The sequence below is a fragment of the Pedobacter sp. GW460-11-11-14-TSB4 genome (assembly GCF_059423705.1).
In genome coordinates, this window is record NZ_JBWKYI010000037.1 from 30,915 (window position 1) to 48,079 (window position 17,165).

21 protein-coding genes and 5 tRNA genes are annotated in these 17,165 nt (G+C 36.2%); 5 read left to right on the top strand and 21 right to left on the bottom strand.

Translation table 11 applies throughout. The features are described from left to right. Positions 1-111: 111 nt before the first annotated feature. From rplL to rpsU, 17 genes are all read right to left on the bottom strand, one after another. Positions 112-489 (bottom strand): 50S ribosomal protein L7/L12, encoded by a 378-nt coding sequence (gene rplL, locus AC07YT_RS22990; RefSeq protein ID WP_010601097.1) that lies wholly within the window; start codon positions 487-489, stop codon positions 112-114. A 66-nt stretch (positions 490-555) separates the two neighbouring features. After that, on the bottom strand, positions 556-1,077 hold the full coding sequence (gene rplJ, locus AC07YT_RS22995) for a 50S ribosomal protein L10 (RefSeq protein ID WP_086545152.1): 522 nt from the start codon (positions 1,075-1,077) through the stop codon (positions 556-558). Positions 1,078-1,079: 2 nt separating this feature from the next. Continuing rightward, a complete protein-coding gene (gene rplA, locus AC07YT_RS23000) occupies positions 1,080-1,778 on the bottom strand; it encodes a 50S ribosomal protein L1 (RefSeq protein WP_025143259.1) in 699 nt (232 codons plus the stop codon). 20 nt (positions 1,779-1,798) lie between these two features. Next, entirely contained in the window at positions 1,799-2,242 is a 444-nt protein-coding gene (gene rplK / locus AC07YT_RS23005; protein ID WP_010601094.1) for a 50S ribosomal protein L11, read from the bottom strand. A gap of 215 nt (positions 2,243-2,457) precedes the next feature. After that, positions 2,458-2,976: a hypothetical protein gene (locus AC07YT_RS23010; RefSeq protein ID WP_086545151.1), complete on the bottom strand. Its 519-nt coding sequence runs from the start codon at positions 2,974-2,976 to the stop codon at positions 2,458-2,460. A 2-nt stretch (positions 2,977-2,978) separates the two neighbouring features. Further along, on the bottom strand, positions 2,979-3,695 hold the full coding sequence (locus tag AC07YT_RS23015) for a M15 family metallopeptidase (protein ID WP_494945544.1): 717 nt from the start codon (positions 3,693-3,695) through the stop codon (positions 2,979-2,981). A gap of 168 nt (positions 3,696-3,863) precedes the next feature. Then, entirely contained in the window at positions 3,864-4,403 is a 540-nt protein-coding gene (nusG, locus tag AC07YT_RS23020; protein ID WP_025143263.1) for a transcription termination/antitermination protein NusG, read from the bottom strand. A 9-nt stretch (positions 4,404-4,412) separates the two neighbouring features. Beyond that, positions 4,413-4,610, bottom strand: coding sequence for a preprotein translocase subunit SecE (secE, locus tag AC07YT_RS23025; protein ID WP_029279332.1), 198 nt, complete (start codon positions 4,608-4,610; stop codon positions 4,413-4,415). Positions 4,611-4,719: 109 nt separating this feature from the next. Beyond that, positions 4,720-4,790 (bottom strand) — tRNA-Trp (locus AC07YT_RS23030). 82 nt (positions 4,791-4,872) lie between these two features. Continuing rightward, on the bottom strand, positions 4,873-6,060 hold the full coding sequence (tuf, locus tag AC07YT_RS23035) for an elongation factor Tu (RefSeq protein WP_086545150.1): 1,188 nt from the start codon (positions 6,058-6,060) through the stop codon (positions 4,873-4,875). Positions 6,061-6,181: 121 nt separating this feature from the next. Beyond that, positions 6,182-6,253, bottom strand: a tRNA-Thr gene (locus tag AC07YT_RS23040). An 81-nt stretch (positions 6,254-6,334) separates the two neighbouring features. Continuing rightward, positions 6,335-6,410, bottom strand: a tRNA-Gly gene (locus tag AC07YT_RS23045). Positions 6,411-6,491: 81 nt separating this feature from the next. Continuing rightward, positions 6,492-6,574, bottom strand: a tRNA-Tyr gene (locus AC07YT_RS23050). 39 nt (positions 6,575-6,613) lie between these two features. Further along, positions 6,614-6,686: transfer RNA gene (locus AC07YT_RS23055), tRNA-Thr, on the bottom strand. A 549-nt stretch (positions 6,687-7,235) separates the two neighbouring features. Then, entirely contained in the window at positions 7,236-7,583 is a 348-nt protein-coding gene (gene hpf / locus AC07YT_RS23060; RefSeq protein WP_025143266.1) for a ribosome hibernation-promoting factor, HPF/YfiA family, read from the bottom strand. Between the two features lie 14 nt (positions 7,584-7,597). Further along, positions 7,598-8,482, bottom strand: coding sequence for a tyrosine-type recombinase/integrase (locus AC07YT_RS23065; RefSeq protein WP_086545149.1), 885 nt, complete (start codon positions 8,480-8,482; stop codon positions 7,598-7,600). 163 nt (positions 8,483-8,645) lie between these two features. Then, a complete protein-coding gene (gene rpsU / locus AC07YT_RS23070) occupies positions 8,646-8,840 on the bottom strand; it encodes a 30S ribosomal protein S21 (RefSeq protein WP_086549247.1) in 195 nt (64 codons plus the stop codon). A gap of 169 nt (positions 8,841-9,009) precedes the next feature. Here rpsU and AC07YT_RS23075 point away from each other — a divergent pair, with 169 nt between their 5' ends. Then, a complete protein-coding gene (locus AC07YT_RS23075) occupies positions 9,010-9,393 on the top strand; it encodes a hypothetical protein (RefSeq protein WP_086545148.1) in 384 nt (127 codons plus the stop codon). Between the two features lie 99 nt (positions 9,394-9,492). Here the strand turns inward: AC07YT_RS23075 and AC07YT_RS23080 are convergent, their stop codons facing one another. From AC07YT_RS23080 to AC07YT_RS23090, 3 genes are all read right to left on the bottom strand, one after another. Further along, positions 9,493-9,666, bottom strand: coding sequence for a DUF6496 domain-containing protein (locus tag AC07YT_RS23080; protein WP_478358773.1), 174 nt, complete (start codon positions 9,664-9,666; stop codon positions 9,493-9,495). Between the two features lie 384 nt (positions 9,667-10,050). Continuing rightward, positions 10,051-11,205 carry an acyl-CoA dehydrogenase family protein gene (locus AC07YT_RS23085; RefSeq protein WP_086545147.1) on the bottom strand — a complete coding sequence of 385 codons (1,155 nt, stop codon included), beginning with the start codon at positions 11,203-11,205 and terminating at the stop codon, positions 10,051-10,053. 639 nt (positions 11,206-11,844) lie between these two features. Then, complete coding sequence (locus AC07YT_RS23090) at positions 11,845-12,744, bottom strand: ComEA family DNA-binding protein (protein WP_086545146.1); 900 nt, start codon at positions 12,742-12,744, stop codon at positions 11,845-11,847. 95 nt (positions 12,745-12,839) lie between these two features. Between AC07YT_RS23090 and AC07YT_RS23095 the strand changes: the two genes are divergently transcribed. The 3 genes from AC07YT_RS23095 to AC07YT_RS23105 all read left to right on the top strand — a co-directional run bounded on the left by AC07YT_RS23095 (position 12,840) and on the right by AC07YT_RS23105 (position 16,519). Further along, positions 12,840-14,591 (top strand): bifunctional lysophospholipid acyltransferase family protein/GNAT family N-acetyltransferase, encoded by a 1,752-nt coding sequence (locus tag AC07YT_RS23095; RefSeq protein ID WP_086545145.1) that lies wholly within the window; start codon positions 12,840-12,842, stop codon positions 14,589-14,591. Positions 14,592-14,946: 355 nt separating this feature from the next. Further along, entirely contained in the window at positions 14,947-16,128 is a 1,182-nt protein-coding gene (locus AC07YT_RS23100; protein WP_494945545.1) for a hypothetical protein, read from the top strand. Between the two features lie 115 nt (positions 16,129-16,243). Further along, positions 16,244-16,519, top strand: coding sequence for a hypothetical protein (locus tag AC07YT_RS23105; RefSeq protein WP_086545143.1), 276 nt, complete (start codon positions 16,244-16,246; stop codon positions 16,517-16,519). Here AC07YT_RS23105 and AC07YT_RS23110 read toward each other — a convergent pair. Beyond that, positions 16,516-16,668, bottom strand: coding sequence for a hypothetical protein (locus tag AC07YT_RS23110; RefSeq protein ID WP_494945546.1), 153 nt, complete (start codon positions 16,666-16,668; stop codon positions 16,516-16,518). The genes AC07YT_RS23105 and AC07YT_RS23110 overlap by 4 nt on opposite strands. A 149-nt stretch (positions 16,669-16,817) precedes the next feature. Between AC07YT_RS23110 and AC07YT_RS23115 the strand changes: the two genes are divergently transcribed. Next, the gene (locus AC07YT_RS23115) at positions 16,818-17,132 is read left to right on the top strand and encodes a hypothetical protein (RefSeq protein WP_494945547.1); all 315 of its coding nucleotides are present in this window, start codon (positions 16,818-16,820) and stop codon (positions 17,130-17,132) included. Positions 17,133-17,165: the final 33 nt, after the last annotated feature.

Consider the following 17,165-nt stretch of genomic DNA (forward strand, 5'->3'; position numbering starts at 1 on the left):
GATTTCAAACAGGCTCATTAACCAAACAAAATGAGATGTTTATAAACAGGTAAAGACACCGACATTTTCAGTCGGTGTCTAATACATTTTTAGCTTAGCTAAGTTAAGTGATTACTTAATCTCAACTACTGCTCCAGCTTCTTCTAATTGTTTTTTAAGAGCTTCTGCTTCGTCTTTAGCAACACCAGCTTTTAATTCTTTTGGTGCTCCGTCTACTAAGTCTTTAGCTTCTTTCAAACCTAAACCAGTTAAGTCTTTAACCAGTTTTACAACTGCTAATTTCTGACCACCAGCTTCTTTTAAGATTACATCAAAAGATGTTTTTTCTGCAGCAGCAGCAGGTGCATCACCACCAGCAGCAGGACCAGCAACTACAGCAGCAGCTGCAGGCTCAATACCATACTCATCTTTTAAGATTTGAGCTAATTCATTAACTTCTTTTACTGTTAAGTTTACTAATTGCTCAGCAAACGCTTTTAAATCTGCCATTTTATTAAGATTTTAAAAATTTACGTGTGTAATAATTTTGTTTAATTTGCGAACTTAAGGTGTTCGTTAACCTTCTCTTTCTTGAAGAGTTTTAACAATTCCTGCAATTTTGTTACCGCCTGACTGAAGCGCAGATAGAACATTTTTAGCTGGTGACTGTAATAATCCAATGATATCGCCAATAAGCTCTTCTCTTGATTTTAAGCTTACTAAGTTATTCAATTGGTCGTCGCCAACGTATACTGATGAATCTATATATGCTGCTTTAAGCACTGGTTTATCAGATGTTTTTCTCAAAGTTTTGATCAACTTAGCCGGAGCGTTTGCTGTTTTTGAGAATAATAATGATGATGAACCTTTAAGGGCTTCGTATATCTCAGAAGCATCGCCATCTAAACCTTCAATCGCTTTGCGGATTAAAGAGTTTTTAGCAACCTTCATTACGATATCACCTTCGAAACATTTGCGGCGGATGTTATTGATCTGCTCTACAGAAAGGCTAGAAGTATCAGCAATATAAAAATTGCCAAACTCTTGCATTTGTCCTTGTAGTTCTAAAACTACTTCGTTTTTTTCTTCTCTGTTCATGATTAGATCCCCGCTACTGATTTTGTTTCAATTGCAATCCCAGGACTCATTGTAGAAGACACGTGAATGCTCTTAAAATAAGTTCCTTTTGCAGCAGATGGTTTTAATTTAGAAATTACTTGAATAATCTCAAGTGCATTCTCATAAATTTTGTCTGCTGGGAATGATACTTTTCCTATCGAGGCGTGTATGATACCCGTTTTGTCTACTTTAAAATCAATTTTACCTGCTTTAACCTCTGTTACAGCTTTACCAACTTCGTTAGTTACTGTACCAGATTTTGGGTTAGGCATTAAGTTCCTTGGACCTAAAACACGGCCCAATTTACCTACCTTAGCCATACAAGCTGGTGTAGTGATAATAATGTCTACATCGGTCCAACCACCTTCAATTTTAGCTACATACTCGTCTAAACCTACGAAGTCTGCGCCAGCTGCTTTTGCTTCTTCTTCCTTATCAGGAGTTACTAAAGCTAAAACACGTACAGTTTTACCTGTTCCGTGTGGTAAAGTAGCAATACCACGTACCATTTGATTGGCTTTACGCGGATCTACTCCTAAAGATACATCAATATCAACTGAAGCATCGAATTTAGTCGTAGTGATTTCTTTTACCAAAGCAGCAGCATCCTTCAAAGTATAAGCTTTACCAGCTTCTATCTTAGCATGTGCCTTTTTTTGATTTTTAGTTAATTTCGCCACTGTTGTAAACTGTTTTTTAATTAATTGTTCCAGGGTGCGTCACCAGAAACGGTGATTCCCATACTGCGTGCTGTACCGGCAACCATACTCATTGCAGATTCGATCGTAAATGCATTTAAATCAGGCATTTTATCTTCAGCAATAACTTTAATCTGGTCCCAGGTCACCGATCCAACTTTTTTACGGTTAGGCTCAGCAGAACCACTCTGTAATTTAGTAGCATCTTTTAACTGGATAGCTACAGGAGGGGTTTTGATGATGAAATCGAATGACTTATCAGCATAAACAGTAATTACAACTGGCAATACTTTACCTGCTTTATCTTGGGTACGAGCGTTGTACTGTTTGCAAAACTCCATAATGTTCACCCCTTTAGCACCTAATGCAGGTCCTACTGGTGGCGATGGATTTGCCGCTCCGCCTTTGATCTGTAATTTGATCATTGCACTGACTTCTTTTGCCATTTTGTGTTTTTTGTTTATTTAAAACTCAATGTTAAATATTGGAAGCATGTAACATTTAATTCCTTATAGCTCCTATAAAGCTTAAAGGACTGCAAAGATATGGATAATCTTGCAAATGCACAATAGATGGAGAGAAATATATTTTATATTATGTAATGCGTAAAAATATTCCCGATCAATTAGGAGTTAGCAACGATCATTAAATTGAACCAAACCTATTTCGTATTTAATATGCTTAAGATTTGCTTAAAGCTATCTCCTATTTCATTATAGGATAATATTACTGATGTGCTGGGTTTGGAAATACTTTTTACCACTTTATTACTATGTATATAATAACGTGTTTCGACAGTGTTTTTTATTTTAGAACCTTTCACGTACATCGGCTTATCGTAGAATATCTCCTTTCTAAATACAAAGAATAGACCTTTATTATTAAGATAATAATCAACCTCAGCTCTTCCTGTTTCACCATAGAAAACACAATGCATTTTTTTTAAGGTATTTTTATCATAATAACCAGTTACCTCTCCACCTTCTGCCGACACACCGGGTGCATCCTTAGTTTTCTTTCGGTAAAGGCTTAACTGTTTATTGATTGCTAAAAAGTCCGTTTGTATTTTCTTGATAATAGCCGGAGTATCAACCAATGCTTTGATTGAACGATCATTTACACAGACACCATCAGCACCATAATAAAGTATACAAATCAAAAATATAAGAAACCCTTTCATAACTATTTTACTTTTTTCAAATCTCTAATACTTTGACCAAAAGTCATCTGAAAATGAGGATAATCTTTAAAACCTTTCCAATTTCCTCCCCATTCAAATCCCAAATCTTCTCCAATCTTAACAACCTCTTTTGGCAATATACTCCAAACTGCATTACCTTCTTTCACAATCACAACATCCATAGCTAATGCATAATTATGATAACTTGTACCTCCTTTTGCTTTAGTTACTATATTTCCAGGAGTAGTTCTGCCTTGATTATATAGCGCATTTTGTTCAGCAATAGTCCTTAAAGCCTGTACAATCCTTAGCTGTATACCAAGCTCTTCTTCCACTGTATTAGTAAATTCCCGAGCTGGCGCTTGCAATCTTTTATCTAATGTTAAGATCCGCTTATTAGTAGCAGCATCCCAAGTTGGCTTTAAGGATCTGGGAAGACCGTTTTCTACCAATAATAATAAAGAATTCGCTTTTTTATTGAACTTTATTCTTTTTCTTTTATCCCAAACCATCCCTGACTCAAGAAAATAATAATCAACATCAATACCGCCTTTTGCAGATACTTTCTTCACTACATAATTTTTATGAATAGTGTCAATAATTAAAGGAATTAAAGCAGGAGAAAATGAACCCGAACCAAAGATTAGAAACGACTTAAAAGGATCATAAAAACTAAATATAATACCTGCGTTCTTCTTCCCTACTAATGAATATTCCATAATTACTGTTAAAGTGGTTTGACAATTAATTATTAAATCACAAAAAATGATAGGGATACTTATAATCTAGCAATTAAAATGCCATAATCTTATAATGAAAATCTATTTCAAACAAAAAGGCCTCAGAAAATAAATTCTAAGGCCTTTAAATATTTTAAAGATAATTTCTTACTCTTTTTCTACCTGCATGTAGTTAAGTTCAAGTGGCGTTTTACGTCCAAAGATTTTAACCATTACTTTCAGTTTTTTCTTCTCTTCGTTTACCTCTTCGATAATACCGGAGAAACCATTGAAAGGTCCGTCCATTACTTTGATGCCTTCGCCCACATAGTAAGGCACATTCATGGTTTCACCTTGCTCGCTCATTTCATCAACCACACCTAAAATACGGTTAACTTCTGCCTGGCGCATTGGGATTGGATTACCGGCTTTATCACCTAAGAAACCAATAACGCTGTTAATTCCTTTAATGATGTGTTCTAATTCTCCATCTAATGTAGCTTCGATTAAAACATAACCAGGATAGAAGTTACGTTCTTTGGCAATTTTTTTACCATCTTTCATTTGGTAATATTTTTCCATTGGTATTAAAACCTGAGGAACCAAATGAGAGAAACCTAAACGGCTGATCTCAGCATCAATGTACTGTTTTACTTTCTTTTCTTTACCGCTAACAGCCCTTACAACGTACCACTTTAGATCGCTCATTAGTAAATATTAATTAGAAAGTGATTTATAAAAAGTATCTAACACAAATGTTGATCCTTTATCCATTGCAAAAATAACCAATGCAATAATTAAAGAAGCCACTAATACAAGAATTGCAGAACTTTGCAGTTCGCCCCAGGTAGGCCATGTAACCTTCTGGGTCATTTCATCGTACGATTCTTTTATAAACTCAACTACTTTAGCCATATTTAATTTATTGAATGACAGAATGACTAAATGAGTGAATGATAATATTCGAAAGCTTACTTTCAAATTCAATCATTCACTCATTCAATTACTCAACCATTGTTTTGAGCACGGGAACAAGGATTCGAACCCTGATCAAAGGTTTTGGAGACCTCTATTCTACCGTTGAACTATTCCCGTATTTAGAAAGCGAAGTGTTTAAGTGTATAAACACTTCGCTTTTCTTATTTTACTTAAGCCCCGGTCAACCGGGATTTAAGATTTATTTTAAAATTTCAGTTACCTGACCAGCACCTACTGTTCTACCACCTTCACGGATAGCGAAACGTAGACCTTTTTCCATTGCGATAGCGTTGATCAACTTTACAGTGATGGTAACGTTATCACCTGGCATTACCATTTCAGTACCTTCAGCTAGTGAAATCTCACCAGTAACGTCTGTAGTACGGAAATAGAATTGAGGACGGTATTTGTTGAAGAATGGTGTGTGACGACCACCTTCTGCTTTTGATAATACATAGATCTCAGCTTTGAAATCAGTGTGAGGCGTTACTGAACCTGGTTTACAGATTACCATACCACGACGGATATCAGTTTTCTCAATACCACGTAACAATAAACCTACGTTATCACCAGCTTCACCGTAATCTAAGATTTTACGGAACATCTCAACACCAGTTACTGTAGATTTTAAGTTCTCAGCACCCATACCTAAGATCTCAACCGGATCTCCAGAGTTGATTACACCACGCTCAATACGACCAGTAGCAACAGTACCACGACCAGTAATTGAGAATACGTCTTCAACAGGCATTAAGAATGGAAGATCAGTTAAACGTGGAGGAATTGGAATGTAGCTATCAACAGCATCCATTAATTCCATAATTTTTCCAACCCATTTAGGATCGCCGTTTAATCCACCTAATGCAGAACCTTGGATTACAGGAATATCATCACCTGGGAATTCGTAGAACGATAATAATTCACGAACTTCCATTTCTACTAATTCTAATAATTCAGGATCATCAACCATATCCACTTTATTCATGAATACAACTAATGAAGGTACACCAACCTGACGAGCTAATAAGATGTGCTCGCGAGTTTGTGGCATTGGACCATCAGTAGCAGCAACAACGATAATTGCACCGTCCATCTGAGCAGCACCAGTAACCATGTTTTTCACGTAATCCGCGTGACCTGGACAGTCAACGTGTGCATAGTGACGGTTAGCTGTTGAATACTCAACGTGAGCTGTATTGATTGTAATACCTCTTTCTTTTTCCTCTGGAGCAGAGTCAATTGAATCGAATGAACGTGCCTCAGTTAAACCAGCATCAGCCAAAACTTTTGTAATAGCTGCTGTTAAAGTTGTTTTACCGTGATCGACGTGACCGATTGTACCGATGTTTAAGTGCGGTTTACTGCGGTCAAATTTTTCTTTTGCCATTTTATTTATAACTAATTAGTAGGTTAACTTTTTATTATTTTTTTATTTATTGTTATTTCAACACAAAAAACCTTGTCTACTCTGCTTATTAAACAGATTTAACAAAGCTTTATTATACCTGAGCCAACTATGGGAATTGAACCCATGACCTCTTCCTTACCAAGGAAGTGCTCTACCGCTGAGCTAAGTCGGCTTTTTAGTTTCCAGTTTCAGCCTTTTTAGTTTTATCCAAATTAAAACTGTTACCAATAACTGCCCACTTTCTAATTTTTATTGGAGCGGAAGACGAGGTTCGAACTCGCGACCTATAGCTTGGAAGGCTATCGCTCTACCAACTGAGCTACTTCCGCTTTTAAAAACTAGTGATTGATTGAATGAAAGAATGATAGAAATAATCTCTCATTAAAACATTTGGTCGTTCATTTAAAGTGTGGGGAGAGAAGGATTCGAACCTTCGAAATCTTGCGATAACAGAGTTACAGTCTGTCCCATTTGGCCGCTCTGGAATCTCCCCATTTTTTACTTTAAAATGCTAACACTTTAAAATAAAAAGAGCCTCCTATCGGAATCGAACCAATGACCTACTGATTACAAGTCAGTTGCTCTACCAGCTGAGCTAAGGAGGCTTTAAATTTTGTGCAATGATACGAAAAATCTTCATTTTTCATACTATTAACGTGTTTTTTTAAAACTTTTATCTTTTTAAAGAACAACCCTTTTCTTCCTGGCCTAACGCCGTTTCCGAAAGGGAATGCAAATATACACACTTATATTTCACTTCAAAATAAATTTGAAAAAAAATACTGAACTTTTTTAGCCTATTCATTCAATTAGGCCCATTTAAAATAATAGGTACTTCATAATCAGCCGCTTTGCCTGCGCTTAAATTTGTATTATTTTTTTTAACTTTTTAGGTGTTCTAAACGAATATGAATCGGTTTTTAAGTTTAATCGCACTTTCCCCTGCTGCCTGCTGCTTTGCCACCATTGCCCTTTACATGCGCTACCGCCACTAAATCGTTTCTATTCTTATTGTTTTTTTAAAAAAAATCATTCGATACCATAATTCCTTAGTCAATAACAATTAAAAAATAATAGCAAATTCCTCAAGGTAGTGCATAAAAAAGGCAACATAATCATTAATCATGTTGCCTTTTCTTAAACTAAGCTAATTTTTAGTAATCAGCGGCTTCGCTTTCGCTTAAAATTGCTTTATGCTCGCTTAATTTTGCGCGTGTTTTATCTTTATGTTTCGTAATCTGCTTTCTTAACGATTCAATAGCCAGATCGGTGGCTTCTTCAAATGATTTACATTGTTCTTTAGCGAAGAGGGTTCCTCCGGGCACAATGAGTTTTATCTCACTAATTTTATTGGCCTCATCCTCTACGTTCTCTAACTTTAAATACACTTCTCCGCTAATAATCTGGTCAAAAAACTGATCTAGCTTATTTGCTTTTTTTTGTATAAAATCTAACAACTTACTGTCTGCACTGAAGTGGATTGATTGAACTCCGATTTTCATTTTTCCTCCTTTTTTTATGCCTTTGGATGGGCTTGTTTATAAATTGTTTTTAATCTTTCGATTGAATTGTGGGTGTAAACCTGGGTTGCCGCTAAACTGGCATGACCCAAAAGTTCTTTAATTGCATTTAGATCTGCTCCTGCATTTAACAGGCTTGTTGCATAACTGTGCCGAAGCACGTGGGGACTTTTCTTCTCATTGGTTGATACGTGGTTTAGGTATGAGGTCACAATACGGTATATTAATTTTGGATATGCCGCTGCACCTGTATTGGTAACGATTAAGATAAGCAAATTGTTATTAAAGTTTTGCAACTTTTTTAGCTCAATGTAGGTATTTACCTGATTAATAAGCTGTTTATTTACGGGGATGATCCGTTCTTTATTTCTTTTACCCAACACCTTTATCGTTCCCGAATAAATATCAATATCGGTATCCTTTAACTGAAGCAGTTCTGTTAAACGCATGCCTGTTCCATAAAGCAGTTCGATGACCAGGTGATCGCGAACCGATGGGAAACTTTCGTCAAAATAATGCTCAGAATCCAGTAGATGATCCATTTTTTGTGTATCAACAAATACAGGTAACCTTTTGGGTATTTTGGGTGCCTTAATTAAAACAGTAGGGTTTTGATCAATTTCTCCGGTTCGCTGTAAAAATTTATAAAAGCTCCTTAAGGTCGAAATTTTTCTATTGATGGTATGCTCGGATATTTTGTTCTCCATCAGATCTACCATATAACTCCTCAGATGAACATGTTTTACTTCTAAAAAATTCAGACTGAACGTATGATTGATATACTCTTCAAACTGATCTAAATCGGTTTGATAAGAGGTAATGGTGTGCTGAGAATAGCGCTTCTCGTGAGTTAAATAGGTTATAAAACTTTTTAGCAACATTCAATATCTTTTTGCCGGGGACTGATATGAAGTTACAAATAGTTTTGATATAAAGAAATCATTAATTAATTGTTTATTGTAAAGTTTTTGATTTCTTTTTAAAACAAAAAAGTCCTCCCGATTTAACATCTGGAGGACTTTAATGTATTTATATCTTAAACAACTATGCAGTTGTATCTTGATTCATATTCTGAATGTAAACAGCATGTTTAATTTCAGTACGGCGAGCAACGGATTTTTTCTCGTATGCTTGGCGACTACGTAGTTCTCTCAATACACCAGTTTTTTCAAACTTTTTCTTGAAACGTTTAAGGGCTTTATCTAATGATTCGCCGTCTTTAATGTTGATAATGATCATAACGCTGAAATACCTCCTCTCGTGGTTTTTTAAATTTTCCCGTGTTATCGGGGCTGCAAATGTAAGCAAAATATTGAAAATGAGAAAGATTTTATAAAAAGAAATTATATTTAAATCATTGATTAAACTAAACTGTTGTTTACTTACATTTATATATACAATATAGGATATGACAACAGGCAAAAAAGTAGGTTCAATTATCGCAGTTATAGTCGTGATTTTACTCGTAGCAGTTTGCTATTACCGGTATTTCTTTGTTTTTGGCGAAGGGGTTAAAGCAGGCGAATTAAATTATGTGGTAAAGAAAGGTTATATCTTTAAAACATACGAAGGTAAATTGATTCAAAGCGGCGTACGATCCAAACAAGCCGGCACCTTGCAAAACAACGAATTCGAATTTTCTATTGCAAATAAGGAAATTGCCGATAAAATGATGGCCAATAGCGGAAAGTTTTACGAGTTACACTATAAAGAATATAAAAACACCCTGCCCTGGCGCGGATTTAGCGTTTATGTGGTAGATAGCATTTTAACTACGAAAGATATACAATAAGCTAAAGGTTTAGGGTTTAGGGTTTAGGGTTTAGGGTTTAGGGAAAATTATTATTCAAAAGATTAGTTTTAAAACCTTATACCATAAACCTTTTACCTGCTAACCTTTCTTCGGTACCTTCGCTCCTGCTTTTCTGGCTTCCGATAATCCGATAGCAATAGCCTGTTTTTTGGAAGTCACTTTTTTACCTGATCCGCTTTTAAGCTTACCTGCTTTCATTTCGTGCATGGTTTCTTCTACTTTCTCACCAGCTTTTTCTGAATACTTTGCCATATGTTAGTTTATTAGTCATTAGTTCAATGGTTCATTAGTTCATTAGTTCACTTACCAAATGGTTATTGATCATTGAATATTGGTTATGGTACAATAGTCACTAATGTGGGCCATTATTTAATCGGTTAACTGACGCCAAACGCCAAACTCCAGGCTTATCCTGGTTATTGGTTATTGGTTATTGGTTATTGGTCATTGGTCATTGGTCATTAAAAAACATCGCTTTCAAGTAGTTGGTTTTAAAATTTTAAACAAAAAAAAATCCGGAGGTGGTTAAGCCATCCGGATTACTCATAATATATTTGGTTTTAATAAGGTTGAAGGTGTAAGGTCTAAGGTGTAGGGTGATCGACATTTGCCTTAAACCCTAAACCTTCTACCTTTCTACCCTTGCAAGACTTCTCTGGCGATTACAATCTTTTGTATTTCTGAGGTGCCCTCGCCTATTGTACATAATTTACTATCACGATAAAATTTCTCAACTGGAAAGTCTTTGGTATAACCATAACCACCAAATATCTGAACGGCATCTGTGGCTACCCTTACCGAAACCTCTGAGGCAAAATATTTCGCCATAGCCGATTCTTTTGTCATGGGCAAATGCCTGTTCTTTAAATCTGCCGCCTGACGGATTAATAGTTCGGCAGCTTCAATCTCTGTAGCCATATCAGCTAGTTTAAAGCTAATGGCCTGAAAGCTCGAAATGGGCTGACCAAACTGCTGGCGTTGTTTCGAATAAGCAACTGCAGCATCAAAAGCACCTTTTGCAATGCCTAGGGCCAAGGCGGCAATAGAAATTCTGCCGCCATCTAAAACTTTCATGGCCTGTTTAAAACCTTCGCCAACATTGCCCAATAAATTGGCTTTAGGTACGCGGCAATTGTCAAAAATCATTTCTGTGGTTTCTGATGCCCGCATTCCTAATTTATTTTCTTTTTTCCCTGCAGTAAAACCAGGTGTACCGCGCTCTACTACAATAGCCGAAATCCCTTTCGAACTTCCTTGCTCACCGGTTCTTACCATAACAACCGCAATATCGCCGCTTTTGCCATGAGTGATCCAGTTTTTTGCACCGTTTATAATGTAATCGTCGCCATCTTCAACAGCAGTGGTCATCATCCTTAAGGCATCCGAACCTGTATTGGCTTCGGTTAATCCCCAGGCACCAATCCATTCGGCTGTTGCCAGCTTTGGCAGCCACCTTTGTTTCTGTTCTGGATTGGCGAAGGCCAGAATATGACCAGTACATAAGGAGTTGTGCGCAGCTAATGATAAACCGATTGAGCCACAAACGCGGGCCACTTCTACAATTACATCAACATATTCCTGATAGCCCAATCCAGAGCCGCCATATTCTTCGGGAACCAATACGCCCATTAAGCCCAGTTCTCCGAGCTGTTTAAACAATTCAACGGGGAAATGCTGTGCCTCATCCCATTCCATGATATGTGGACGAATGTTTTTCTCTGCAAAATCGCGGACCATGGCCTTTACACTTTGCTGAGTTTCTGTTTCTGAAAAATCGAAGCTTACGCTCATTAAATTTATATTTTATAGTTAGTTGAGGCAATTATAAACAATTATTTGATAGTTAGTTACCATTAAATATTTGTGCAATTACAGAATGAAATGGTATTCGGTTCAATTAGTTTATCGGTTAATTTTAAACCTTGAAATTAACGGCAATAATTAACCTGGAAACGAAATACATAATTTTTTAATGATCATCTTTTTTTGGAAATCAGGTACAGAAGCGTTTGGCGTTACTCAGCCCCGCTCTCCACTTTACTCCGTTACACTCCGTGTTCGTTCCGATCAGGTTTATAAGGCACCGCTGGTAAGATGATTTGGAGTTTATAATTGCTTTCCAAATCAAATTGAAAATCGATTCTTTTAAACCTGGCGGCTAACTCCTAAAATTGACCCAGAATAGGAAATGCTTAATTTTTAAATGGTTATCTTTTTTGGAAATCAGGTACAGGAGCTTTTGGCTCAACTCAGCCCTGCTCTCCACTTTACTCCGTTACACTCCGTGCTCGTTCCGATCAGGTTTATAAGGCACGGCCAGTACGATGATTTGGGGTTAATAATTGCCTTCCAAATCAAATTGAAAATGGATTCTTTCTAAATTTTGCAATTAACTCGGAATAGGAAATGTTTAATCTTTAACTCAAGTGTTTAAAAAGAAATATAAGGGGTAATTTTATCGATAACCTGCTGGTTCAACAGCACAATCTTTTTCAGATCAGATATACCCGAATAATTGCCATGCTGCTTGCGGTATTGAATAATGGCATTGATCTGTTTGTACGAAAGGTATGGATTGCGCTTTAAATCGTTAAACGTTGCTGTATTTAGGTTTATTGTTTTTAGCGGCGTATTGCTGATTTCGATCTGATCTTTAATTTCAGCATACTTCGTAGAATCTAAGCCATAAACTTCGAGCAGCTGCTCTTTCTTGTAAAAACCACCTAAACGCTCGCGGTATTTAATAATTCTAAGGGCAAAAGTGCCACCAATGCCTTTTATCTCGTCCAGTTGTGCCGAATCAGCCCTATTGATATCGACGATTGTCAATGTTTTTTTAGCATATTCCTTTTTTTCGAAAGGCGCATATTTTCCGGAGTCCTTGATGGGCTGATCGGGTATCTGAATATAAGGCAATATCTTTTGGTACATTTCTGGCGAAAGGGTATACATTTTCTGAAGATCTTCGGCTTTATAAAATTTACCACCCTTGACGGTATAATTTATAATCGATTGTGCCTGTTTTGGCGATAAGCCTAAAGTTTGCCAGCCTTGTACATCTAAAGTGTTGGGATTGAATTTAAAAAGTTTAACCGGTTTTTCGGGATTTGAACTTTCAATCCGATCGCGAATGCTATTGGCATGTGCCTGATCTGTGATGCTGATCTTCTGAATTTGTGCTAAGAGATTTGGATCATCATTTGAAAGGGGCTGATAATAATCATATATAATAGGTATAGCCTTAATGACAATGAGAATAAAGACCAGAAACAGCAATCCATTAAATTCACCCTTGCTAACACCAAAATTTTTGTTGAGCCAAATTCTCATTGATGCGATATGACATGTGTATTATAAATATAAATCTTATTTTTGGGATTGCAAAACAGAATGGGTTTTGCCTATCAACAATCTAAGAATTTTATATGAAGATCATAACTACATCTGAGTTTGCGAAAGCAACAAAGATAGATAAGCTAGGTGTACCAGGTTTAGCAGGTTTGATGATGGAGATCATGAAACTGAACGATATCAACGACGTATTCGCTCAAAATCAACACTTTAAAGGCTTAGAATTTGTAGACAAGATATTAGAAACCATTGGCGTTTCGATAGAATTTGATGATGATGATTTAAACAGCATCCCGAAAACAGGACCTTTTATTGCTATTGCAAATCACCCTTATGGTGGTGTAGAAGGTTTGGCTTTAGTTAAACTATTGTGCACGGTTAGGCCGGATGCCAAGGTGATGGTAAATTTCATTTTGAAGAAAATACCAAACCTTGATGAATTTTTTGTTGCTGTAAATCCTTTCGAAAATGTGCAGCATTCTTCAAGTATCAGTGGCTTAAAAACTACTTTTGATTTACTTAGAAATGGAACACCAATTGGTATTTTCCCTGCAGGAGAAGTTTCTACCTTTAAATTAGATGCCCAGCAGGTAACCGACAGGATGTGGCATCCTGTTGTTGGAAAACTGATTGCCAAAGCAAAAGTACCTGTTGTACCTATTTATTTCCATGGCAATAATGGTGTTTTCTTTAACATTTTAAGCTTCATCCATCCTACGCTGCGTACAGCAAAGCTACCTTCGGAGTTTTTAAATAAACACGGGCGCACCATTAAGGTACGCATTGGTAAACCCATTGCCGTATCTGAAATTTCGCATATGAACAGTAGTAATAAACTGATGGACTTTTTAAGGGCCCGTACCTATGCGCTTGGTGTTGGATTAGATACAGAGAAAAAACTCTTTAATCCGTTAAACTTATTTAAGATTAAAAAGAAACCTGTTGAAGTAATTGAAGAAACTTCGAGGGAATTAATTAAAAATGAGGTTGTGCTTCTGGAAGATTTCAAGGTTTGGACAGAGAAAAACTACGAAGTATATATTGTGCCGACTTTAAAAATACCGAATATTTTAAGAGAGATTGGCCGTTTGCGCGAAATTACTTTCCGTGAAGTTGGTGAAGGCACGAACAAAAAAATCGATCTCGACAATTACGATATCTACTATAACCACTTATTTATTTGGGATAAGGATTTGGAAAATATTGTAGGTGCTTACCGGATTGGTAAAGGAGATGAAATTTTAGAAAGCATGGGCCGCCGTGGCTTCTACCTGTCTGAATTGTTCAAAATGAAAGATCAGTTTTACCCGATGTTGAGACAAGGGATAGAGCTGGGCAGATCGTGGATCAGAAAAGAATACCAGGGCAAACCTCTTCCATTATTTTTGCTTTGGAAAGGTATTTTAAAGTACCTGATCGATAATCCGCAGTATCGTTACATGTTTGGACCGGTGAGTATCAGCAACAACTTTTCTAAATTTAGCAAGGCCCTAATTGTAGATTATATTACCAAAAACCATTTCGATTATGAAATGGCCAAATATGTTAAACCCCGGAACAAATTTAAAGCCGACTTACTGCCTATCGCTACCGATACCCTGGTAGACAGTAGCGAATCGTTCAAAGATTTAGACAGCATCATCGGAGACATTGAAAACTCGCACATCAAAATTCCAGTATTATTGAGGCAGTACATGAACCTGAATGCAAAGATTATCTCATTCAATATCGACCCTAAATTTTCTGATTGCTTAGATGGCTTCTTAGTGGTTGATACACATAATATCCCACCAGAAATGCTCGAAAAACTCGGCAAGAATCTTTAAGTCAATTCAATAAAAAAACCCAGACATCCATCTGGGTTTTTTATTATCAACTAACCTAAACTTTATAAATACTAACCAAATATTTATGCCACAAAAGTAGGTTTGCCTTGTTAAATTGGTATTAATGATATGTTATTTATAGAATTTATTCATGCATATATAATGATATTTCTAATCCAACGATTTTCTCCTAAGAAGCAATTTTCAAAGCCCTGAATCAGCATTAATGTTAACACTACGTTAAGTGATGCTAAAATTGTTCACATAAAGAAATTGTTGCTTTTATGTTAATAATAAGTAAATTTAATGTAACCAAATACAGGGCGGTTTGAAAAGAGGGATTTATACATATGTTTTGAGCACTATTTTGTTCGTTTGCCTGATGATGAATGCCATCATCTCGAAGGGACAAAACTATTCTTTCGATTTTTATGATGGGACCTTTAACTTTAGTATCGATTCTTCAGTGGTTTTTCCAATACCCAAAACAGCAACCACATCAGCCGTTTCAAACTTTTACAGCCGCATCTCCTCTGGTCAATATGCGCCCCTTATTTCGTCTTTAGAAAAATACCAGAAAAAATACAACCTAAACGACTGGATTTATTATCAGCTGATTCGTAAAACAGCCGAACAGATTAGCCCGAAAGCAGCTAATTATTTCGGTTATACTTTATACAAATGGTTTTTACTGAGTAAATGTGGCTACGATGCCAGGTTAGCCATAGGCAATGATCAGGTTATCTTTTATGTAAGAAATGAAGAGGATATCAGTGATATTCCGTTTTTTATGATTGATGATAAAAAGTTTATGTGCCTGAATTACCATGATTATGGCAAACTGTTTAAACAGACCGATGCTTACAAACCTGTTAAAATTTTAATTCCAGAGGCTAAAAATCCTTTCTCTTATAAGGTAACCAGAATGCCCGATTTTAAACCGGAAAGTTATCAGGAAAAGGATATCGAATTTAGCTACCGTCAAAAAATCCATCACTTTAAGCTAAAAGTTAATGAAGATGTACAAGCCATTTTCAAAAATTATCCGGTAGTAGATTTTGAGAGTTATTTTAATATCCCTTTAAGCAGGGAAACGTACAGCTCGCTTATTCCCACCCTGAAAGAAAACCTAAAGGGCATGGATCAGAAAAAAGGGGTTGATTACCTGATGAGGTTTACCCGTTATGGTTTTTTATATGAAGATGACGGTGAAAACTTCGGCAAGGAAAAACGTTTCTCCCCTGAACAAACGTTATTAAGTACGTACAGCGATTGCGATGACCGGGCTGCACTATTTTTCTATCTGGTAAAGGAAATATATAACCTGCCGATGATTGCCCTGCTATACCCTAAACATTTAACCATTGCTGTTCAGTTTGATAAACCAATTGGCGAACCGGTTACTTATAAAGGCAAAAAATATTCGTATTGCGAGCCTACCCCCCAGGCTCAAAACCTAAAAATCGGACAACTTTCTTCAAATTTCAAAAACAGTAAATACGAAGTGGTTTATGCATACGAGCCTGTTAAGAAATAGCCATTCACATTAAATTAATGTTAAAAAATTATTATGTTATCAACAACAGGTTGATTCATGGGCTATTTAAGGTAATTTAGATTTCTTATATTGAGTTAAATTTAAAACCTGGTCTATGTCTGCTGTTATCTATACTGTTTTAAAAGAATTTTTTGTTGAGGTAAACGGCCACGCCATAAAGGCTAGAATTATGTCGCCTATTAATGATGACAAAGTTTTCGTTTTCAAAATCAGTTCGTTTTACAAAAGCAAAACTGATGCTGATGCCTATGAACCGGCGTCTACATTTACCTCTTATGCAAATGCAGAGCGGCATTTACTTCAGTATTTGGAAGGCTTCCAGAATACATTAGATCTGGGTGGCGAAATCGCAGCAGGGCATACTTTTTAAATATTTTCCTTATCGTCTTTTTCAGGGGGAAGTTCAGATTGAATGGTCTCCTCTTCAAAGGCCTTCTTATCCTTTTGGTTTCTTTTAATCAGGTAAACAATTAAAATAATAACCAGAACCGCAACGCCGATTAATATTGGATAGTTCATATTCGTTCGATTAAATTCTAAACTATTTGATTTAAACTAAGTTATGAGAAATATTTTATATGTTAAGCGCCGGGCTATGTGTTAACATAATCATAATATTAATTTAACTTTCTGTTTTTTTATCTTTGAAGAAACCCTATAAGTTCTAAATGAAAAAGAATAAATCCAAGTCGAAAAATCATTCGACAAGCAAAAAACTACGCAAAGAATTAGAATCGAAATTAGCCCTTGCATTTAACGAACTTGTTATCCAGTACGGAAAAGCCAAAAAAACTGATAAAGTAATCGAAAAATTTGCAAAGCAATTAACTAAAAAAGTTACTTTCGCTACTCAAGATGATTCTATAACGCCATATATTAAAGAAGAAAAAGCAACGCCTGCAAGTCCGAAGGTTAAAACAGCTAAACCTGCTGTAGCAAAGAAAAGCAAAGTAGAGATTAAGAAACAGCATAAAAAATTATAAAATAAAAGGGGGCGTTCATCATCAAAATGAACG

What these genes read in the sequence shown, in the direction of transcription:
- AC07YT_RS23085 (WP_086545147.1), bottom strand. Translation starts at nt 11,205, where the DNA reads ATGAGCGTAAGCTTCGATTTTTCAGAAACAGAAACTCAGCAAAGTGTA.
- AC07YT_RS23115 (WP_494945547.1), top strand. Translation starts at nt 16,818, where the DNA reads ATGAAAAAGAATAAATCCAAGTCGAAAAATCATTCGACAAGCAAAAAA.
- hpf (WP_025143266.1), bottom strand. Translation starts at nt 7,583, where the DNA reads ATGAAAATCGGAGTTCAATCAATCCACTTCAGTGCAGACAGTAAGTTG.
- rpsU (WP_086549247.1), bottom strand. Translation starts at nt 8,840, where the DNA reads ATGATCATTATCAACATTAAAGACGGCGAATCATTAGATAAAGCCCTT.
- AC07YT_RS23010 (WP_086545151.1), bottom strand. Translation starts at nt 2,976, where the DNA reads ATGAAAGGGTTTCTTATATTTTTGATTTGTATACTTTATTATGGTGCT.
- rplK (WP_010601094.1), bottom strand. Translation starts at nt 2,242, where the DNA reads ATGGCAAAAGAAGTCAGTGCAATGATCAAATTACAGATCAAAGGCGGA.
- nusG (WP_025143263.1), bottom strand. Translation starts at nt 4,403, where the DNA reads ATGAGCGATCTAAAGTGGTACGTTGTAAGGGCTGTTAGCGGTAAAGAA.
- AC07YT_RS23075 (WP_086545148.1), top strand. Translation starts at nt 9,010, where the DNA reads ATGACAACAGGCAAAAAAGTAGGTTCAATTATCGCAGTTATAGTCGTG.
- rplL (WP_010601097.1), bottom strand. Translation starts at nt 489, where the DNA reads ATGGCAGATTTAAAAGCGTTTGCTGAGCAATTAGTAAACTTAACAGTA.
- secE (WP_029279332.1), bottom strand. Translation starts at nt 4,610, where the DNA reads ATGGCTAAAGTAGTTGAGTTTATAAAAGAATCGTACGATGAAATGACC.
- tuf (WP_086545150.1), bottom strand. Translation starts at nt 6,060, where the DNA reads ATGGCAAAAGAAAAATTTGACCGCAGTAAACCGCACTTAAACATCGGT.
- AC07YT_RS23095 (WP_086545145.1), top strand. Translation starts at nt 12,840, where the DNA reads ATGAAGATCATAACTACATCTGAGTTTGCGAAAGCAACAAAGATAGAT.
- AC07YT_RS23015 (WP_494945544.1), bottom strand. Translation starts at nt 3,695, where the DNA reads ATGGAATATTCATTAGTAGGGAAGAAGAACGCAGGTATTATATTTAGT.
- rplJ (WP_086545152.1), bottom strand. Translation starts at nt 1,077, where the DNA reads ATGAACAGAGAAGAAAAAAACGAAGTAGTTTTAGAACTACAAGGACAA.
- AC07YT_RS23105 (WP_086545143.1), top strand. Translation starts at nt 16,244, where the DNA reads ATGTCTGCTGTTATCTATACTGTTTTAAAAGAATTTTTTGTTGAGGTA.
- AC07YT_RS23110 (WP_494945546.1), bottom strand. Translation starts at nt 16,668, where the DNA reads ATGAACTATCCAATATTAATCGGCGTTGCGGTTCTGGTTATTATTTTA.
- AC07YT_RS23090 (WP_086545146.1), bottom strand. Translation starts at nt 12,744, where the DNA reads ATGAGAATTTGGCTCAACAAAAATTTTGGTGTTAGCAAGGGTGAATTT.
- AC07YT_RS23065 (WP_086545149.1), bottom strand. Translation starts at nt 8,482, where the DNA reads ATGTTGCTAAAAAGTTTTATAACCTATTTAACTCACGAGAAGCGCTAT.
- AC07YT_RS23080 (WP_478358773.1), bottom strand. Translation starts at nt 9,666, where the DNA reads ATGGCAAAGTATTCAGAAAAAGCTGGTGAGAAAGTAGAAGAAACCATG.